Raw genomic sequence first — 20,496 nt, forward strand, 5'->3', positions numbered from 1 at the left:
CGACGACGAATCAACACTATCCGTCCTTGCCACAGTAAACCACAACAAAATGAGTTAAGGAAAGCATCGCACTCACAGGGACTATAAAATCTGTTGAGGATCGGCATTGTTCTTCTGGATATCATCCAAAAGTCTATGAGACTGATGGATGTTGACCTGTAACCGATTGATCAGCATCTGCAACTGCTCAATCTCGGGACTTTGGTTGGCTTTAAGTTGAGTTTCCAGGGCCTCCGTTTGGCTCGCCAAAATAGGTAAACTTAGGTTCAGTGCCATCCCTTTCGTTTTGTGCAACGTCAACTCTAATGAAGCAAAGTCTTCAGCCATAAAGTATTCAATAAGTTCATCAACAGAAGTCTCAAAATCGACAATAATGCTTTTTAGCAACTCGTCGAGCGCTTCTGGCTCATCTCGTAAAGAAGTAAACATGCCTGAACGGGAGAGTTCTTCCTCTGTTAACCTTAAGTTCTCGATTGGCTTACGTTGCAATTGAAGCACATTGCTGTCACTCGTTAGTGGCGGATTCTGTTTCGGTTCGAGTCTGGCGGCAAACTGTTTGAGAGCGTCTGAAAAGCTCTCATGCTGTAGCGGTTTCGTAAGCACATGGTCTGCTCCTGCTTCGATAAAGCTATCGTGAGCTTCACGAAATACGTCTGCCGTGTACGCAAAGAGTAATGTCTTGATACCTAACTCTTGTCGGATAACGCGTGTCGCCTCAACGCCATTCATCTCGGGCATATGGTTGTCCATCAAGATCAGGTCGTACTCGTTCTCTTTCGCCTTTTTAACCGCGATTAATCCATTTTCTGCAACATCCACTTCATGCCCAAGCTTTTCGCAAAACCCTTTTGCCACAATGGCATTCACACGGTTATCATCAGCAAGTAGTATCTTGAAATGGTGTGATTTTGCGCGAGGTTTCGGTGCTTCTTGCTGCTTTTTCGGAGCAGATTCTACCCAAGGAATCGGCAACTCAACGATAAATTGACTTCCAACGCCTTCTATACTCTTCAGAGTAATATGGCCACCCATCAAATCGGTTAGTTTTTTGACGATGGCTAACCCAAGCCCTGTTCCGCCGAACCTTCGAGTCGTTGATGAGTCTGCTTGCTCAAACGAGTTAAAAATATGCTCGTGCTTGTCTGGCGCAATACCAATACCGGTGTCGCTCACGCGCATGACCAACAACTGATTCGATTCATCTAACTCAGTTCTAACCAGCACATGCCCTTCATTGGTAAACTTCACCGCGTTACCGGCGAGATTAAACAAGATCTGTCGTAAACGCGCACAATCTCCAGTAAATTCAGTATATTCAGAAACCTCGTTTTCCAAGATTAACTCGATATTTTTTTCATCAACAAGTGGTTTTATTGCGCTACACACCGGAGAAAGCACTTGATCGAGCTTAAACTTAGCTTGCTCAAATTCCAGTTTGTTTTCTTCAACTTTAGAAAAATCCAAAATATCGTTGAGGATAGTCATCAGATGCTGGCCAGAATCAAGAATAACCCTAATATGCTCTTTCGTCGTCGGCTCTTTGGTCTCTTCTGCAATCATTTGAGAAAGCCCTAGTACACCATTCATCGGCGTCCTTAGTTCGTGACTCATTGCAGCGAGAAAATTTGATTTCGCTTTTGCCGCTCGCTCGGCTTTGTTTCTCGCCTCTTCAATTTCAAGATTCAACTGTTTTAAGTTATGCATTCGGTGATGTGACTGATAAACAAACGCGCTAACTAGAAACATCACCGCGATAAATACAAACAACCACGTAAAACGCGCCTCACTTTGAGCAATATTGAGTAACCGATGCTCTGAGCTTTCGACAAACTCAATATAAGTGTGATCAAGCAGTTCATTCGTCAGCAATTCAATTCTTTTATCACTCGTTTGAAGCCGTTTAAGGAAGTTCGCTTCTTTTTCACTCTCAACTTCAGTTTGTGTTAGAAGCAACTGGTTGAGAAATTCAAAATAACGACTGCCACCCAATGATTGACCGCTCTCGGTAGAAACCTCTTGCTGATATAAATTGAACAACATGAGTAATGCATACCGATTTTCTACCTGAACACCAATTAACATATCAAGCTTCAACGTTGTTTGAAGCACTCGCTCCTTAAACTGTTCAAGCGTATCCCTAACTTTTATACGATTGGGTGTCACGGGAAACCAAACTGATGCCTTTGATGATTCCAACAGTGCCTGTGCTGCGATTTCTATCTCTACTAAAGATGTTGTTAACTCATAGTTTTTCCTATCTTCAACGGCATATCGGTTCACGATAACATCACGCTCTTCAATCAACTCATGTCCGATATTCATTAGCCCTGCATGAAATTCTTGAGCGTTTTTTGAATTCATATACGACATATACGCCAGTGTGCAGCACGTCAGTATCCCAATAAAAAAGCAAAAGTTGATCAGTTTGAATTTATTCATTTTCCAACACCTCTAAAATTATGGGTCTAGGTGCTGTCAACGACTGCAAGAATGCTTCAATGTCCGCGACATTCTCATCGTTCATCGTTATACCGAGCTGGGTTTTAGCCATGATTTGTATCGCGTCGGATAACTTATCGACTTGCCCATTATGAAAATAAGGACTCGTTAGCGCGACATTGCGTAAACTGGCTACTCTAAAATAGAATCGCTCTTCATCTTCTATCGTAACGAGTTGCCGGCCCGAGTCCTCTACTACTGGCTTATCCTTGAAATAGGCGAACCTTTGGATCATCGCTCCGCCGATATTTTTGCCCTGATGACACTGCACACAACCTGAAGTCTGAAATGTTTTCCAACCTCTGATTTGCTGTTCACTCAGTACATGCGTGTAACCCAATAAGTAAGCATCGAATGGTGCGCCAGGCGTCTGCAGCCCTTCAACAAACTCCACAATAGCGGACTTGATATTATGAACGTTAATCGGCAATTCATCGTCACGACTAAATAGCGCTTGATAATGTTCACTCTCTTTTACATATTGCTCTATTGTTTGCCAGTTTGAGTCCATTTCCATTGGATTATGGATTGGACCATCAATCTGAGCCATCAAGGTGTTTTCCGTTCCATCCCATAAAAAACGATAATTTAACGCCGCATTAAACACTGTTATAGAATTTCTAATTCCATCACCTTTCACCCCCGTAGAGACTGGTGTATTTTCAGCGCCATTGGTTTGCAGATTGTGGCATGTCGCGCAGCTGACATTACCATTTGACGATAATTGAGGATCGCGGAAGAGATGCCAGCCAATTCTCGCTAGCTTAATATCCACATTAGGATCACCCTGTATGGGCTGAACTAGGGAGATATCACCTAACATCTTCGCGTTTCTTGCGGTTGTTGTTTGGCTCAAAATGAGTGTTACAACAGCTAGTGCGATTGCGTTGAATTGCCTCATCAACTACATACCTTAAACTTGTCATTGATATGAATTTAGTTGCATTTTGGCGTTTTTTCCACCGACAGGAAGTTGAAAAAACGAGTTAAGTATTGCTTTGTTTAAGGCTTTGGTTGAAGAGGGAGTAATAAGGCGAATAGGAAGAAATCGATCGCCTTATGAGTAGCTAACGTATTGAAATCTGAGTTTAGTGTAGAAAAGCCAAAAACCGTTGAAACCAAGTCACCTCTCCATACGAGATCAGATCGAAAATAGTAAAGAATACGGCACAGATAACGGCCAACTTAATCAAACGCTGAACAATAAACATAAACATCACAATTACCAATAATTTGCTTTAGTTTACTATCTCACACAGCGTTTATATATAAAAAAGTAGTCTCCTAATTAGCCTCGGCAACTTATTCATTAGAACCTATACTCAAGCATCTCTAAGTTATTTGGATATACTTGAATTAGGATTTCAAAAAGTCCCTGTGACCACACAAGGAGGACTGCATGAAACGACTATGGATATGGTTCTTACCTTTACTCTTGATGGCCAGTCAAGCACTGGCGAATACCGTTTGGATTGTTCCTGTCAAAGGCGCTATAGGGCCTGCTACTAGCGACTATTTATCTCGTGAAATAGAAGAAGCTCAACTAAACGGTGTCAGTTTAGTGATCTTAGAGATGGACACACCAGGCGGCTTAGACAGTGCAATGAGAGATATTATTCACGCGATTACCACCTCCTCCACTCCAATTGCGACTTGGGTTGGCCCGTCAGGATCTAGAGCGGCTAGCGCAGGGACATACATTTTACTCGCCAGCCACGTTGCCGCAATGGCTGAAGCCACCAACCTTGGCGCGGCAACGCCCGTCGCGTTAGGTGGTGCCCCTCAGCCCCCTTCATCGGATGATGGCAAAGATCAAAACGCGGAAGAAACGCCAGAAGGAACCAACGAAAGCTCAGAGAAAGTTCCCGCGAAAACCGCAATGGAGAAAAAGGTGATTAATGATGCTAGAGCCTATATTAAAGGCTTAGCAAAGCTTCATGGCCGAAATGCAGAGTGGGCAGAGAAAGCAGTGAGCGAAGCAGCGAGTTTGGACGCCACAGAGGCATTGGAATTAAACGTTATTGATTATATAGCCAACTCACCAGAGGATTTAGTCAAAGCCATTAATGGACAAACTGTTAAAGTTAACAATCGTGATGTGACATTGTCACTGGAAAATCCCGTATGGATTGAAAGAACACCCGATTGGCGAGCAGAAATGCTAGCCGTTATCACCAATCCAAACGTTGCCTACATTCTAATGCTCATCGGCATCTACGGTTTACTTCTTGAATTTTACAACCCAGGAATTGGCTTACCCGGTGTGCTAGGTGGGATTTGTCTGCTTCTGGCCATGTACGCACTACAAATGATGCCCGTCAACTACGCAGGTCTTGGTCTGCTGTTACTCGGTATTGCACTAATGATAGCGGAAGCATTCAGCCCGAGCTTTGGTATTTTGGGCTTAGGCGGCGTTGTCGCCTTTGTACTCGGTTCGATATTTCTCATGGACAGTGAGTTACCAGGGTTCCAGATCGCCCTTCCTTTGATTTTTGGTATTGCCATATTTTCCGTAGCTCTAATCGTGCTGACCGTCGGCCTGCTGCTCAAAATTCGCCGCCGGCGTGTAACGACGGGTTTAGAGACTTACCCTGGGAAGGTCGCTGTGGTAAGCGATGACTTTATCGATGGCGAAGGACGCGTTCAACTCAACGGTGCGTTATGGCGAGCTAAAGCCAAAGACCATCAACAATTCAAACAAGGTGATCACGTCACCATTGTTAATGTTAAAGGGCTGACCTTAACTGTGATGCCTGATGACCGCCAAAATAAATAGGAGGCGCTTTATGATGCTCTATACCGTTGCGGTGATCGTGGTGCTGCTGTTCGCACTAGCGACCCAAATGTTCAAGGTTTTGAGAGAATACGAACGTGGGGTTGTGTTCTTTCTTGGTCGATTTCAAGAAGTCAAAGGACCTGGTTTGATCATCCTTATCCCATTTATTCAGCAAATGGTGAGGGTTGATTTACGTACTGTCGTTTTGGATGTGCCGACACAAGATTTAATTACCAAAGATAACGTTTCTGTGCGCGTCAACGCGGTCGTTTATTTTCGCGTAGTCGATCCTCAAATGGCGATTAACAATATTGAAAGCTACAGCGATGCTACCAGCCAGCTAGCACAAACCACGCTGCGCTCGGTATTGGGTCAGCATGAACTCGATGAATTGCTATCAGAGCGAGAACGCCTCAATAAGGATTTACAATCCATTCTCGATCAACAGACTGATGACTGGGGAATCAAGATTGCTACGGTTGAAGTCAAACATGTTGATTTAAATGACAGCATGGTCAGAGCCCTAGCCCGTCAGGCAGAAGCAGAACGTAACCGTAGGGCGAAGATCATTCACGCTACTGGTGAGTTAGAGGCTTCAAATAAATTAAAAGAAGCAGCGCAAATGCTCAACGAAGCACCGAATGCACTGCAATTACGTTACATGCAGACACTCACTGAAATCACTACAGACAAAACATCCACTATTATTTTTCCAATGCCGATCAATCTTGTCGAAGCTGTCAGTGATATCGCCGAAGCGGTGAAAAAGAATAAAGAGACACAAGATAAGTAAGATTTTGCCCCTAGGAAGTAACGACCGCTCACGTTACTTCCTTATTTGGTACTCGCTTTAAGGATGTGCCCATCTTCTTTATCACATTCTTGTTTCATTACTTCTAAGCCCGTTTTAAAGCATGTTCGCCAAGCGGTTTCAACATCGGCATCGTACCCAGAATCACACTGTCGAACCGTTTCTAACAAACTCTCAAGCCAAACATCAAAATCCTGCGGCTCTATACCAATTTCGGCACTTGCATGCTTTTTCCCATACTTTTCCACCATTTTGTGCGCTTCGGTCGAGGTATCTGCCATCATAAAAAACACGATAGACCCTCTAAGCATTCTCACTTGTTGGTGCATGTCTATACCGTCAAACTTCTGTCTAAAGTTGGCGCTTTTCGACCATAAATTTTTGTAGAACAAGTCGAAAAACTCCTGATCTGAAGTACAACGTTCATAGCTATCATTAAAAACTTCAATCACGTTCATGTTGCTTTCCCCTACGCCTCAATATGAGTTTAATTTAATATCAAATAAAAGCTTCCAAATAAGGACTTTTAAGTTTCAAATCGATCAACTCACATCGATTTTCAACAAAAAGTAAAAAGTGATTTAAATAAACACCCTCTTATCAATGAAAAAATATCCATTATCATGAACCCATATTCGAGGTACGCATGGTTGTCGATGCTAGTGCATCCTCATCTGTCATCACATAAAGAGGATATAAACGTGTCCCATCAAATCATTACCGATCTAAATAACCGTTACACTGCAAAAAAATATGATGAAACCAAGCGCGTTTCTCAAGAAGACATGGCGATAATCAAAGAAGCACTGCGTTTGTCGGCGTCTTCTATCAACTCACAACCATGGAAATTCATCGTTATTGAAAGTGATGAAGCGAAGCAACGTTTCCACAATACGTTTGCAAATATGCACCAGTTTAACCAACCACACGCGAAAGCCGCATCACATACGATTCTGTTTGCTTACGATCCTAAATTTACTAAAGAGAAATTTGCGAAACGTGTGGATGCAGAAGTAACATCTGGCCACTTGCCAGCGGAGATGTACAACAACTTTATGGGTGCTTACGCTTTTGCAGATGCAAATACGGACGAAAATGGCTTCAACGGAAACTGGACAAAAGCACAAGTCTATTTGGCACTAGGCAACCTACTACACACATTGGCACGACTAGGCATTGATTCAACACCGATGGAAGGTGTCGATCCGGCTCTGATTGGAGAAGAGTTTAAAGAAGAGCTCGAGGGCCATATTTGTGAAGTTGCACTGGCGATTGGCTACCATAAAGATGGGGAAGATTATAATCATGGTCTTCCAAAAGCGCGCCTTGCAATGGATGATGTAATTACGACTCTATAGTCGACCATTGTCTTAGCTTAGCGACTTAAATCATTGTTTAAACAAAAAAAGCCGCATTAATGTGCGGCTCTTTTTTACTTGGTTCTGCGTCAACTTTACGCAACTTGCTCTGACTTAAAATTACCAAGCAATGCATCGTAAAGCTCATTGTCGCTTAACACACCAACCAGCTTATTATCTTCAACCATAAGCAGAGGCTGATTGCTACGCTGTTTAAGTTCAATCGCTTCTCGCATACTGATTTCTGGGCTAACCTGAACCAGAGAGTTTTCATTAACTTCGTCAAGGTTCGAAGAGTCGCTCTTCCATTGAATCAACGATTTATCTTTATCCGCTAAACTTAACCCCTTGCTCTCTTGTATCACCCAAATATCTTTATCAGGGCAAATCAGAACACGCGTATCTTCGCGAACCAAATCGTCACGCATTAAGGAACGTCCCTTCAGCACATTTAATGGATTAGTGTGAGCAACAAAGTCCGCCACATAATCGTTTTCTGGAGCAAGAATGATCTGTTCTGGCTTGCCATGTTGAATCAGCTTTCCTGATTCCATAATGGCGATGTTGTTGCCGATTTTAAGCGCCTCATCCAAGTCGTGACTCACAAAAAGAATGGTTTTGTTTAGCTTTTCTTGAAGCAGAATCAATTCATCTTGAAGCTGAGCACGAATCAATGGGTCAAGCGCTGAAAACGGCTCATCCATTAACAAGATATCTGTGTCCATCGCGAACGCTCGCGCTAAGCCAACACGCTGCTGCATACCACCAGAGAGCTCGTGCGGGAATTTCGTTTCCCACTCAGACAAACCGACCATTTCGAGCTGTTCACGCGCTTTTTTACGGCGCTCAGCTTTACCAATGCCTTGCATCTCTAGACCAAACGCTACATTGTCTAACACCGTTAACCATGGCATCAATGCAAACTTCTGAAACACCATGGACACGCGGTGCGTACGAAGGTGGCGCAGCTTCTGTTCGTCACAGTTAGAGAGCTCAACCATATCGTCGCCATCTTTGATTTTCAGAGAGCCACGAGAAATATCGTTCAATCCGTTAACCGTTCGCAGCAAACTTGATTTACCCGAGCCCGAAAGCCCCATCAAGACACAGATCTCACCCTGTTTCACGTTCAGCGAAACATTATCAACCCCAACCACTTGGCCAGTTTCATCAATGATTTCTTGTCGAGACTTCCCTTGATCTAGTAGTGCTAGCGCCTGTGCTTGTTGCTGACCAAAAACGACATCAAGATTTTTAATAGTAATAGCGTCCATGATTATGCCTCCTTCTGGTTTGGTGCTTTACACAAGCGATCAAGAATGATGGCAACGAGTACAATCGCTAAACCCGCTTCAAAACCTTGTGAAATGTTTACCGTATTCAGTGCACGTACGACTGGCTTACCAAGCCCATCAGCACCAACAAGCGCCGCAATGACAACCATAGACAAAGACAACATAATACATTGCGTAACGCCAGCCATAATACTTGGCAATGCCGCAGGTAACTCCACCTTAAACAGTAGCTTCATTCGGCTGGCACCAAATGCTTTACCCGCTTCAAGTAGCTCCTCCGGCACTTTAATAATGCCGAGGTACGTCAATCGAATTGGCGCAGCGATAGCGAAAATGATGGTCGAGATTAGACCAGGGACAATACCTAAGCCAAACAGAACCAAGGTTGGAATTAGGTAAACGAATGTCGGTACGGTCTGCATCAAATCGAGTATTGGCCGCAACAAGGTGTATAACCAAGGACGGTGCGCCGCCATAATGCCCAACGGCACGCCAATTAATACGGAAATCGTTGTCGCTGCAAACACAAGGACAAAGGTTTCCAGCATTTCTTGCCAGTAACCAAGGTTGAGAATTGCGAGTAAGGCCAACACGATAAATACGACAAGAGGAATGCTGCGATGTAAGAACCAAGCAATTGCCGCCGTCATAATGATTGGCGCTGCAGGTGGCATCCATTTAAAAATGTCCACCACGAAAAGAATGATCGTTTCAAGTGTAATAGAGATTGCATCGAAAAAAACCGATGCATTGATGGTTAACCAATCGACGCCAGTTTCCATCCATTGGCCCAACGGTAGTTTGTTGTCCGTAATAAAATTCAAAATAAAACCTTTGTGTTAATGAAGCGGGCAAAACTCTGCCCACTTTCTTTTAAAAAAACGAGCTCAAATACTGCTTATTAAGCGTTTGTTTTTAAGTAGTTTGTAATAGCTGTTAGCGCATCTTGGCCATCTACCGTTTTCACGCCCTCTAGCCACGCTTCAATTTGCTCTTGGTTTGCATTCAACCATGCTTGCGCTGCTTTTGATGGCTTCTGTTTCTGGTTAAGAATCGCTTCCATCAGTTCATTTTCCATTTCTAGGTTAAACTCTAGATTTTTCACTAGCTGACCTACATTTGGACACTCAGCGAGGTAATTTTTACGTACGTTTGTGTAGACGTTCGCGCCGCCGTAGTTAGGACCGAAGAAGTCATCGCCACCCGCTAGATATTCCATTTCAACGTTACTATTCATTGGGTGCGGCGCCCAACCTAGGTACACAATCCATTGATTGCGGCGTGCGGCACGTGATACTTGAGACACCATGCCAGCTTCACTGGACTCAACTAGGCTGAAATCTTTTAGGCCGAATGCGTTACTATCAATCATTGACTGAATTAAGCGGTTGCCATCGTTTCCTGGTTCAATGCCGTAAATGCGGTCTTTAAATTTGTCGGCATGTTTTACTAGGTCAGCGAAGTTGGTTACGCCAGCGTCATAAACGTATTTTGGAACCGCTAGCGTGTACTTTGCGCCAACGAGGTTCGCGCGTACGGTTTCAACAGTACCTGCATCACGGTATTTCGCGATATCACCTTCCATCGTTGGCATCCAGTTACCTAGGAAAATGTCGATATCGCCATTAGCCATAGAGGAGTAAGTTACAGGCACAGACAGAAGATCGGTCTTCGTTTTGTACCCCAACCCTTTAAGTAACTCTGATGTAACGGCAGTGGTCGCTGTGATGTCAGTCCAACCTACATCTGCGAAACGAACCGTTTCACATTGGTTGGCGTAAGCGCCTGTTGCTAAAGTACTTAGTGCAATTGTTGAGAAGATTTTTGTCATCTTAGACATGTTGAATTCCTTGTAATGATTACTGACTTTTTCATTTTATGAGATCGAATCGAGATCTCTTTTTGGCGGATGCATTCGTTGCATCTCTTGCCAGTCCGGTGCAATCCAAACTGGTACGTTGTTCGACGTTTCTAGGGCGTTATCCAAAATCATATCCGCGGCGCGTTCTGCCACCATAATCGTTGGCGCATTTAAATTACCGTTCGGAATGGTTGGGAAAATAGAAGAGTCCACCACACGCAAGCCTTGAATACCGCGTACTTGGCATCGCTCATTTAAGACGGCTAATGGGTCATTATCTGCGCCCATTTTGCAGGTACAAGATGGATGGTAAGCACTCTCGACGTTTTGCTTCACCCATTCATCAATCTGTTCATCCGTCGTGATGCTCAGACCGGGTTGGATCTCGTCCCCACGAAACTCATCCATGGCTGGCTGATTGAGGATCTCGCGAGTAAGGCGAATACAATCACGCCAATCCTGCTTATCTTGTTCAGTGGAAATGTAGTTAAACTCAATCTTCGGCTTATCATTCGGATTCGCAGAGACAACCTCGACCGACCCGCGACTTTCTGGCTTGTTAGGTCCAACGTGCACTTGGAAACCATGACCATCAAAAGCAGCTTGCCCGTCATAGCGCATTGCCGCTGGCAAGAAGTGATACTGAATATTTGGCCACTTTAGTCCTTCACGAGAGCGGATAAACGCACACGATTCAAAGTGGTTAGTAGCACCAAGGCCTTTGCGAGTTAATATCCACTCAGTGCCAATCAAGCCCTTGCTCACCAAACCTAATTTGCTGTTGAGCGTGATAGGTTGTTTACAGTGATATTGGAAGTACACTTCTAAGTGATCTTGCAGGTTTTTACCTACTCCCTCCAACGAGTGTTTCACCTCAATGCCCGCTTTTTCTAATACTGCCTTAGGGCCAATGCCTGAAAGCTGCAACAGCTGAACGGAGCCAACCGAACCCGCACTCGAAATCACTTCATTATTCGCAAAACATTGCTGAATTGAACCTGACTTTTCAAACTCAACGCCTACCGCTTTCTTGCCTTCTGCACCAGTTTCTTCTAATAAAACTCGATGAACCGTCACCCTCTTCATTAGGGTGAAGTTTTTGCGTTTTTTAGCGCGGCTTAAGTATGCATTAGAGGTCGAAGCGCGTACGCCTTTGTCGACGGTCATATGCATTGGGCCAAAGCCCTCTTGCTGATAACCGTTGTAATCTTTTGTTTCTGGGTAGCCCGCTTCTTTGCCTGCATCAATAAAAGCTTGGTACAGTGGATTGAGCTTCATATCGTTGCCGTTACATGTGCCGACTGGACCGTGATCGCCCCGATATTCATCAGCACCACCAATCCAAGACTCTGCTTTACGGAAATAAGGCAAACACGACTGATAATTCCAGCCTTTCGCGCCTTCCTCTTCCCACTGGTCAAAGTCACAAGCGTGTCCGCGAACGTAAACCATGCCGTTGATAGATGAGCTACCGCCCAGAACTTTTCCGCGAGGACAATGAAGTTGGCGACCATCCAACCCTTGCTCTTCAACCGTCTCAAACTGCCACGCGTATTTTTCAGTGTTCATCGGGTAAGAAAGCGCTGTTGGCATTTGGATAAAAATACTTTTATCCGACCCACCCGCTTCGAGTAATAGGACCGAATTTTGACCACTTTCACTTAAGCGATCCGCTAACACACAGCCGGCCGAACCCGCACCGACGATGATGTAATCGTAGTGTTGTTGCATTTTTATTCTCCTAGGAGTTAATACGAATCACCGTAGATAAGTGAACGAAATTAGCGTAGGAAAAATGCTTGAGAACAAGGCGGAAATTTTGATAAGTAGTTAACCTACAATCAAAATTGACAACGTAGTTATCGAGCATTTTAACAAGCTAAAGTGGTCAGTTATCTACTATGAGTAGTATCATTTGTAAGGGCTTTCGAAGTCGCTTAGCTGAACCAGAACACTCTTCGTTTGTGTGTAATGTTTAAGGGTTTCGACTCCGTTTTCACGGCCAACACCTGATTGCTTGTAGCCGCCAACTGGCATTTCCGCAGGTGAGTCACCCCATGTGTTCACCCAACAAATACCCGCTTGAATTTGATGGATCACACGGTGCGCACGAGATAGGTTTTGAGTAAATACACCTGCCGCTAAGCCATAATCGGTGCCATTTGCACGCGCAATCACTTCCGACTCATCGCGGAATTTCAGAACTGACATTACCGGGCCAAAGATTTCTTGTTGAACGTGGCTCATGTCATCATCGCAATCGACAAATACGGTTGGAGCAACAAAGTTACCATTGGCTAGGCCATTGTCTGTTACTTTGTAGCCGCCAGTCAGTAACGTCGCGCCACTCGCTTTCGCGGCTTCAATCGCTCCTAGAACTTTCGATTCATGATCTTTAGAGATTAGCGCGCCAATTTGCGTGTTCTCATCAAGCGGATCGCCGACGACTAACAGCTCGGTTCGGGCTTTAAGCTGTGCGATAAAGTCGTCATAAATACCTTCATGGACAAATACACGTGTACCGTGCGTACAAACCTCACCTTGGGTGTAGAAGTTCGCCACCATGGCCGCAGAAACGGCATCGTTTAACTTCGCATCATCAAAAATAATCAGTGGAGACTTACCACCAAGCTCCATCGTTACTTGTTTTAGTGTCTTAGCGCTGTCACTCATGACGACTTTACCGGTGCCTGACTCACCCGTGAATGACACTTTTGCGATATCAGGATGCGCCGTTAGCATCTGTCCTACTCGGTAATCCCCTTGCACGACATTAAATACGCCATCTGGCATGCCCGCTTCTGAATAAATTTCGGCGAGCTTAAGCGCCGTTAATGGTGTTTCTTCTGATGGCTTGAAGATCATTGCGTTGCCCGCAGCCAGTGCTGGCGCCGATTTCCACATCGCAATTTGAATTGGATAATTCCAAGCGCCAATACCCGCGCAAATGCCCAATGGCTCACGACGTGTATAGAAAAACTGATCGTCGCTGAGTGGCTGCTGTTCACCTTGTAGACTTGGAGCAAGGCCAGCGTAGTACTCAAGAACATCGGCACCTGTTGTGACATCAACCGCGATAGCTTCTTGAATGGGCTTACCAGTATCTGCCACTTCCAATGCAGCCAGCTCGTCATTACGCTCACGTAAAATGGCAACGGCTTTGTGTAAAATACGGCTGCGCTCAATCGCAGTCATCGCCGACCATGCAGCAAAACCTTTCTTTGCCGATTCAATCGCTGCTTGAAGATCGTCTTGGTTCGCTTGTTTAATGTTGGCCAATGGCTCACCATTCGCCGGATTGTAAGTGGTGAAGTGTTCATCTGAACACCCGTCGTACATCGCACCATTGATATAGTGTGCTTTCATTTCCATTTTGAAGACCTGTAACTTTTAGATTTTTTCAGAATAAAACGTAAGTTGTTTTTCGAGATAATCGTTGATGATGATTCTCGCTCTTTCTGCATCAATGCCTTGCGGGTTGAGCGTTCCGCGCAGCCAAATTCCATCAATAAGTGATGCAATACCATGAGCAACCAATTCAGCCTGCTCTGCATTTAATAATGCTTTGAGTTCTTTTCTCAGGTGGGACAATAGACGTCGTTCGTTGACACGCTGCAAACGCTTGAGCTGCTCGTCATGCATTGAGTACGACCAAAACGCCAGCCAAGTCTTGGCAACTTGGTTTTCTGCCTGATAGCCGACAAAATTACCATCAATGATGGCGTTAATTCTTTGGTGATGAGCATCACTTGGCAGCTCACGTAACTTCTGTGTGATAGTGGACGAAAGCTGACGCAAGATTTCGCGCATCGTTTCCTCCAGCAATCCGTGCTTACCACCGAAATAGTGGTTGATAATCCCCGTTGATACACCGGCTTCTTTGCTGATTAACGAAATACTCGCCGCGTGTAAACCGACTCTATCAATCACTGACATTGTCGCTTTCACAAGCTGCGGTTTTCTGATTTCAGGCATCCCCACCTTTGGCATTTTGCGTCCCTGTTATTTTTAATTGAACGGTTAGTTAAATATAAAATGCCTGAAAATTAATTCGAACTCAAATTATTTTTAAAGAAAAATGTTAGTAAAAAAGGATGAAAAGTTGAGGGTGTACGAAAAATTGCTCGGTAAGAACTTGTCGGGATAACTAGATTTAAGTTTAAGAACAAACAAATAAAGCAAGTAAAATCAAACACTTAAATGTAGATCCATTTTTAAAACGATGATGAACGAGTTGATTTTTGAACAACAAAAATCTGTGCCACAAAAAATTTATATCGACCACTAATCATTTCACCTGTACATGGTTTGTTTGTACAAAGAATAGACACACTAGTTTGTTATAGTTTTGTAGACACAAGTGGCATTCGCACTTTGAAGGTGAAGGAGGCAAAAAGAGAGGTTATATTGAACGCCATGAATATGCGATTCGATATCCTTAAGCCATTTTTAAGTAATATCGCCAAGTGACTTTAAGATGTTAGATTCAGCGTTTTATATTCGAAGCAAGGATCTCAAAGTCACTTGGCTATCAAAGTAAATGGGAGGGATAAGTTCAGATTCATCGTGCGATGAGCCTGAACTTTTGATTTCTGTTACGCTAGCGAGCGACCTTTCACGCAGTTGCGTCCGTTCGCTTTCGCTTGATAAAGCAATTTATCGGCCTGATCGCAAAGTGATTTAAAACTCATCTCATTATCTTCAGTGGTAACGACTCCAAAACTACAGGTCACTCTCACTTCTTCTTTCTGTTCCGTAACAAAGCCATGTAGGGATAAAGCGCTACGTAAACGTTCTGCAGTAATAAGGGCGTTTTTATGGTCTGTATTGGGCATAACAACAACAAACTCTTCACCACCAAAGCGAGCAACAATGTCGTTTTCACGTACAGTTTCCTCCAACACTTTGGCAACGCCCGTTAGTACGGTATCTCCAAACACATGCCCATAGGTATCATTTACCTGCTTGAAATAATCCACATCGATTAACGCTAAAGTTACTGGCCCCGATTGTGGTTTATTTGGCACCATTTTCTGTTTATCGAGTTTGCTATCTACCCATTTATTTAAAGCTAGATAACCGTACTTAACTTGCTCGACTTGCTCAAAAACAAAGTGTTGTATCTTTTCTTGCTTAGATTGAGGTACCGGTTTCTCTTTTCGCTCACGCCTCACTTCTACTGGCTTAGTGAACCAGTCCTCTAAAAAACGGCGATTGAACAACCCTGTCAATGTGTCTGTCTTTGCGAGGCGACGCATTCTCAAACGCGAGCGATTGACGACGAGAAATACTACCGCCATCAAAAATAGAACACCGATGAGCGCAAGTAGCGCTTCACCCAATAAGTAAAAAGTACGACGGTTATTTTCTAGCTCCATACGCTGCAAAACATTGTTCCAGTTGAGATCTTCGTTCTCATATTCAAGTCGTTCCAACTCAAATAACGTCTGCTGGCGCTCAAGATTTTCAACTTCTCTTTGATTGCTAAATTGGATAAATTTATCGTGATAGTTACCGTAAGTTTCGAATGCTAGTTTAAAGTCATTGCTTCCCGCATAGGCCATAGCGGCGACTTTTAGTAGCTCCATTTGCTGTTGCTTGACGTATCGACTCTCTATAATCTCCGGCAGCATTGGCGCGATCATCGCTAAAAGTATTTCAAATTGCTGCTGCTCTAACATATATTCGGCTTGTAACAACTTAAATGTTGCCAAATACGCGCTAGACGTTTCTCTGTACTGTAAATTCTCCGCCAGCTTCAAGTGGTTAACCATCTTCTTTTCTTGTTTCGTCTCGCGATATAAAGCTGCAAGTTCAAGGTTAACTCGAAATCTAAAGCGTCCATCACCGATAATTTGAGCCAGCTTTAACGCTCGCTGATATGACGCTATCGCCTCTTCGTATTGGAACTGTGCTTTATGAAGTTTCGCTATCGTCAAAACGCTCAACAACTCATTGAACGACATACGCCTATCCCTAAAATAGCGATATGCTTGTTCCAAAAGCGCCTCAGATCGGTCGTAACCCTGAATTTTGACAAGTACGTCACCTAGCTCTAGTGCTGCACGTTCGACCAGCCCGTGAACACCTGAAGATTCAGCCGCATCCATGGACGACATAAGTGCAGCATAGGATTTTTTAAACTCACCTTGCTCATCGTAATAGCGTCCTTTTAGCAACAGGATTTCTGATTCAAGTTGCTTATCACCATTCTCACGCGATGTTTCCAACAAGCTATCCAACGCAGAAAGCGCGGTATCGATATCGCTCTTTCCAACCATAGTTCGCATCTGAATCAACTTAAACAGGAGATACTCATGGCTCTGTGGACGCACAAGCTCCAATCCTTTTTGAACGACACTCTGACTCTCTTCTACGCGCCCTAGCAGCTCTAAAACCGTGGCCTTGGCAAGCCAGTAACGCACCAACAGCGCTGTTGGTTGGTTTTGTAGTAAAGACTCTTCTTCTAACGCTTCAATCAAAGCTAAAGAACTCTGAGGTAATGCGTAAATTTGATTTTCGATGCCTTCTAACGACTGTAAAAACTTACCTTCCTGTTCCACCTTTTCTGTGGAGGCCTGAACAGAAAAACACAGACACCCCAATAATAGCGGCATCGTCCTAAGCGAATGAAATAGTGACATTATTGCTCTTCCCTAATGGGTAGTTACTTCAGTGTAATTGAGAATTCTGATTATTTATTATTAAGACAACTGAAGGTTATTCAGTCAGCCTCATATTCCCATGTATTTTGCGCTGAATAATAAATCACCATCTTTAGATGCCGAAATAGTTTTCGGTCACAATACAACCAATGAGAGTGTTTTTTACACACCAAGAATAACGATCTCGTTAGTGAGACAAAAGATCGTCTTAGTTGTGAGTTGATACATTTACATGACAAGCAATATAGAACTAACCATTCACATAAGAAATAGAATCAATTTTTATACCGTTCGATGAGATAGCAGTCGACCATGCATCCAATACATTTTTCAGATAGAAGCAATAAAAGAAAGAAGAAAGTGGAAGGAAGCGGACAATCAAACTCGCTCCCCTTTTTTTATGTTGCAGAGGGGGTTACATTCGCATTCCGCCATCGACTTCAAACACTCGTCCGGTCACGAATTCGTTGGTTAACACGTATTTTATGGTCGATGAAATTTCATCCGCCAAACCTAAACGTCCAACCGGAATCATTCCGATTAAACGTTCCATCGCTTCAGGTTTTATTTGGTCTGTCATGGCAGTTTTGATGACACCCGGAGCAATCGCCACTGAGCGAATTCCGAAACGCCCTAACTCTTTCGCCCACACCGTTGCCATGGTGGCTACCGCCGCTTTAGATGCTGAATAGTTGGTTTGACCAATATTCCCGGCACGCGCAACGCTGGATATGTTGATCAGAACCCCTTTGCTATCGGTGTTCAGCATTACCTTGCTCGCTTCACGGCCACACAGGAAAGTGCCTGTTACATTCACATCTAGAACAGACTGAAATTGTTCCAGCGACATCGTGTTAACCTGACCATCTTTGACTTTAATGAACATACCATCACGCATAATACCTGCGTTATTGATAACGCCATTGAGCTGCTTGAAATCTGCCTCAATTTGCTCAAAAGCAGTGCACACCTGCTGTTCGTCAGTCACGTTTGTCACATAAAAACGAGCGGTAACGCCGAGAGATTCACATTCCGCTTTCGTTTCAGCCAGTTGCTCTGAATTGAGGTCGATAAGCGCAAGATGAACGCCATTTTCCGCCAGTGACAGTGCCATTTGTTTACCCAGCCCCTGCCCTGCCCCCGTGATCGCAATGACCTTATTTGCTAACTCCATAAGCGCTCCTTAGGCCTGATTTTGCTTTTGGTAGAACTCAAACAAGCTTGAAAAATCTTTTTGCCCGTTGCCCTGACCGTTGTGAAAATTAAACAGATTACGAGCCAAGCTGCCCATTGGCGTTGATGTTTGACTGGCAACCGCCGCTTCCATCGCAAGACCCAGATCTTTAGCCATTAACTGGCTCATAAAGCCGCCTTGATAACCATTGCTTGCAGGCGTATTTTCCATCACACCTGGACAAGGGTTATAAAGCTCTAGCGCCCAGTTACGCCCTGAACTTTGCAACATGATGTCGGAAAGCACTTTGGGATCGAGTCCGTTTTCCATCCCTAAATTTAGTGCTTCACAGGTGCCGCTCATCAAAATGCCCAACATCATGTTATTGCAGATCTTCGCGACCTGACCAGCTCCAACATCGCCCGCATGGAAGATGTTTTTACCCATGTGGCTAAGCACCGCTTTGGCTTGAACAAAGTTCTCTTGCGAGCCGCCAACAATGAAAGTTAACGTACCTGCTGCTGCGCCCGCAACGCCACCAGATACTGGTGCATCAACAAAACTGATACCAAGTTGCGATGCTTTTTCGCCAACCAAACGAGCAGTCGCAGGATCGATGGTGGATGAATCAATCAGCAAGGTGCCTGATTCGACGCTATCTAATATGCCATCTTGACCAAGATAAACGCTTTGAACGTGTTGGCTCGCTGGCAGCATAGTGACAACCACATCAACACCTTGTACTGCCTGCTGAACGGAATCGGCACTTGAAGCGCCCAATGCGGTCAACTCCTCAACTGCGTTTGGGTTCAAATCAAATACTTCGACGTTCAAGCCCGCTTTAAGTAGATTCTTAGCCATAGGCGCACCCATGTTACCAAGGCCAATAAATGCAATTTTGTCCATATCGTATTTCTTCCTTGTACTAAAGTGCCGCTATAGCTACCGACGATGCGGTCAGTGGGTATTCTGCTGAGTCAATTGGCGAGAAGAAGCGCTCCAAAACTTGTGGCGTTACGTCAGAAACCGTGCGATGTTGCCAAGTCGGTTGATTGGTTTTATCAATAATCAGCGCACGAACCCCTTCTCTAAAATCACCTTCTAAGCCACAACGTAGTGTTAGGTTAAATTCCATATCAAAACACGCTTTCAAAGAGAGGTTTTGATACTGCGTTAACTGCTGATAAGTGATACTGAGCGACAACGGACTGCCATAGTTCAGTGACTTCTGCGCATTGACGAACCACTTGTTATCAACGTTAGCACGGCTGATTGCATCAACAATTGACGCTAAGTCACCTGAACATAACTGCTCAATCAATTCCGCATAGGGCATCAACATCCCTTCGGTTGGCTCGTCCACGTGTACCGAACGCAGCGTAGTGGCGATTTTTTCGTTGATGTTCGCTTCACCTTTCCAACTTACCGATGCAAGCAGATCCAGCAGCACTTGCTTGTTTTCTGGCTGTGCAATCCATTGGCTTAACCCCAACGCTTTCATATCTGTTGCGTTAATTTGACAAGCCGTCAAACTTAAGAACAGTGCCAAATGTTTTGGCAACTGGTTCAGGAAGTACGTCGCGCCTACATCTGGGTAAAGGCCAATTTTAATCTCTGGCATTGCAAAGCGTGTGGTGGTTTCTGCTACGCGATGGCTGGCACCCATAAACAGGCCAACTCCCCCGCCCATCAAATAACCATGTCCCCACGCGATGATCGGTTTTGGATAAGTATGAATAAGATGGTCACAGCGATATTCGAGGTCAAAGAAGGTTTCCATCGCTGAAAACGCAGAATCAAAGTCTTGCTCTTTGTTTTCAAGTGCACGGTAGATCGCTTGAATATCACCACCAGCACAAAACGCTTTTTCACCTTGAGCATGCAAGAATACCGCGATGACGCTGTCGTCCGTTTGCCATTCATTAAGCTGTTTGTACAACTTCTCAATCATCACGTAACTCAACGCGTTGAGAGCTGCTGGGTTATCAAGCTCTAGCACACCAATAACAGAGCCATCAGCGCACTCAAGTTTTGAAACATTTACTGTACCTGTCATT

At 44.3% G+C, this 20,496-nt stretch carries 16 protein-coding genes; 3 read left to right on the forward strand and 13 right to left on the reverse strand.

Annotation, left to right across the window (positions count from 1 at the left end):
* Positions 1-81: 81 nt before the first annotated feature.
* Both R7044_RS01045 and R7044_RS01050 read right to left on the reverse strand, forming a co-directional pair.
* The gene (locus R7044_RS01045) at positions 82-2,439 is read right to left on the reverse strand and encodes an ATP-binding protein (protein WP_005373178.1); all 2,358 of its coding nucleotides are present in this window, start codon (positions 2,437-2,439) and stop codon (positions 82-84) included.
* Positions 2,432-3,400, reverse strand: a complete 969-nt coding sequence (locus tag R7044_RS01050; RefSeq protein ID WP_176311497.1) for a cytochrome-c peroxidase — start codon at positions 3,398-3,400, stop codon at positions 2,432-2,434. The genes R7044_RS01045 and R7044_RS01050 overlap by 8 nt, the downstream gene beginning before the upstream one ends.
* 498 nt (positions 3,401-3,898) lie before the next feature.
* Between R7044_RS01050 and R7044_RS01055 the strand changes: the two genes are divergently transcribed.
* Both R7044_RS01055 and R7044_RS01060 read left to right on the forward strand, forming a co-directional pair.
* Positions 3,899-5,275 (forward strand): NfeD family protein, encoded by a 1,377-nt coding sequence (locus R7044_RS01055; protein WP_033906456.1) that lies wholly within the window; start codon positions 3,899-3,901, stop codon positions 5,273-5,275.
* Between the two features lie 10 nt (positions 5,276-5,285).
* A complete protein-coding gene (locus R7044_RS01060) occupies positions 5,286-6,068 on the forward strand; it encodes a slipin family protein (RefSeq protein WP_005373196.1) in 783 nt (260 codons plus the stop codon).
* A 41-nt stretch (positions 6,069-6,109) separates the two neighbouring features.
* Here R7044_RS01060 and R7044_RS01065 read toward each other — a convergent pair whose 3' ends face one another.
* A complete protein-coding gene (locus R7044_RS01065) occupies positions 6,110-6,544 on the reverse strand; it encodes a globin (protein WP_031780773.1) in 435 nt (144 codons plus the stop codon).
* A 243-nt stretch (positions 6,545-6,787) separates the two neighbouring features.
* Here R7044_RS01065 and R7044_RS01070 point away from each other — a divergent pair, with 243 nt between their 5' ends.
* A complete protein-coding gene (locus R7044_RS01070) occupies positions 6,788-7,444 on the forward strand; it encodes an NAD(P)H-dependent oxidoreductase (protein ID WP_042523604.1) in 657 nt (218 codons plus the stop codon).
* A 95-nt stretch (positions 7,445-7,539) separates the two neighbouring features.
* On the opposite strand, the gene choV is transcribed toward R7044_RS01070, so the two are convergent.
* The 10 genes from choV to R7044_RS01120 all read right to left on the reverse strand — a co-directional run bounded on the left by choV (position 7,540) and on the right by R7044_RS01120 (position 20,495).
* Positions 7,540-8,718: a choline ABC transporter ATP-binding protein gene (choV, locus tag R7044_RS01075; RefSeq protein WP_042523602.1), complete on the reverse strand. Its 1,179-nt coding sequence runs from the start codon at positions 8,716-8,718 to the stop codon at positions 7,540-7,542.
* A 2-nt stretch (positions 8,719-8,720) separates the two neighbouring features.
* Entirely contained in the window at positions 8,721-9,563 is an 843-nt protein-coding gene (choW, locus tag R7044_RS01080) for a choline ABC transporter permease subunit (protein WP_213903283.1), read from the reverse strand.
* Between the two features lie 77 nt (positions 9,564-9,640).
* Positions 9,641-10,579, reverse strand: coding sequence for a choline ABC transporter substrate-binding protein (locus tag R7044_RS01085; protein WP_005382646.1), 939 nt, complete (start codon positions 10,577-10,579; stop codon positions 9,641-9,643).
* Positions 10,580-10,615: 36 nt separating this feature from the next.
* Complete coding sequence (betA, locus tag R7044_RS01090; RefSeq protein ID WP_138940144.1) at positions 10,616-12,331, reverse strand: choline dehydrogenase; 1,716 nt, start codon at positions 12,329-12,331, stop codon at positions 10,616-10,618.
* Positions 12,332-12,511: 180 nt separating this feature from the next.
* Entirely contained in the window at positions 12,512-13,972 is a 1,461-nt protein-coding gene (gene betB, locus R7044_RS01095; protein ID WP_025767886.1) for a betaine-aldehyde dehydrogenase, read from the reverse strand.
* Between the two features lie 18 nt (positions 13,973-13,990).
* A complete protein-coding gene (gene betI / locus R7044_RS01100; RefSeq protein ID WP_017820329.1) occupies positions 13,991-14,590 on the reverse strand; it encodes a transcriptional regulator BetI in 600 nt (199 codons plus the stop codon).
* A gap of 605 nt (positions 14,591-15,195) precedes the next feature.
* Positions 15,196-17,217: a tetratricopeptide repeat-containing diguanylate cyclase gene (locus tag R7044_RS01105; protein ID WP_047101359.1), complete on the reverse strand. Its 2,022-nt coding sequence runs from the start codon at positions 17,215-17,217 to the stop codon at positions 15,196-15,198.
* A gap of 463 nt (positions 17,218-17,680) precedes the next feature.
* Positions 17,681-18,439, reverse strand: coding sequence for an SDR family oxidoreductase (locus tag R7044_RS01110; protein WP_033906450.1), 759 nt, complete (start codon positions 18,437-18,439; stop codon positions 17,681-17,683).
* A gap of 9 nt (positions 18,440-18,448) precedes the next feature.
* Positions 18,449-19,345 (reverse strand): 3-hydroxyisobutyrate dehydrogenase, encoded by an 897-nt coding sequence (gene mmsB / locus R7044_RS01115; protein WP_033906449.1) that lies wholly within the window; start codon positions 19,343-19,345, stop codon positions 18,449-18,451.
* 19 nt (positions 19,346-19,364) lie between these two features.
* On the reverse strand, positions 19,365-20,495 hold the full coding sequence (locus R7044_RS01120; protein ID WP_025767889.1) for an enoyl-CoA hydratase/isomerase family protein: 1,131 nt from the start codon (positions 20,493-20,495) through the stop codon (positions 19,365-19,367).
* Position 20,496 lies beyond the last annotated feature (1 nt).

It is taken from the genome of Vibrio sp. 1402 (genome assembly GCF_033340275.1).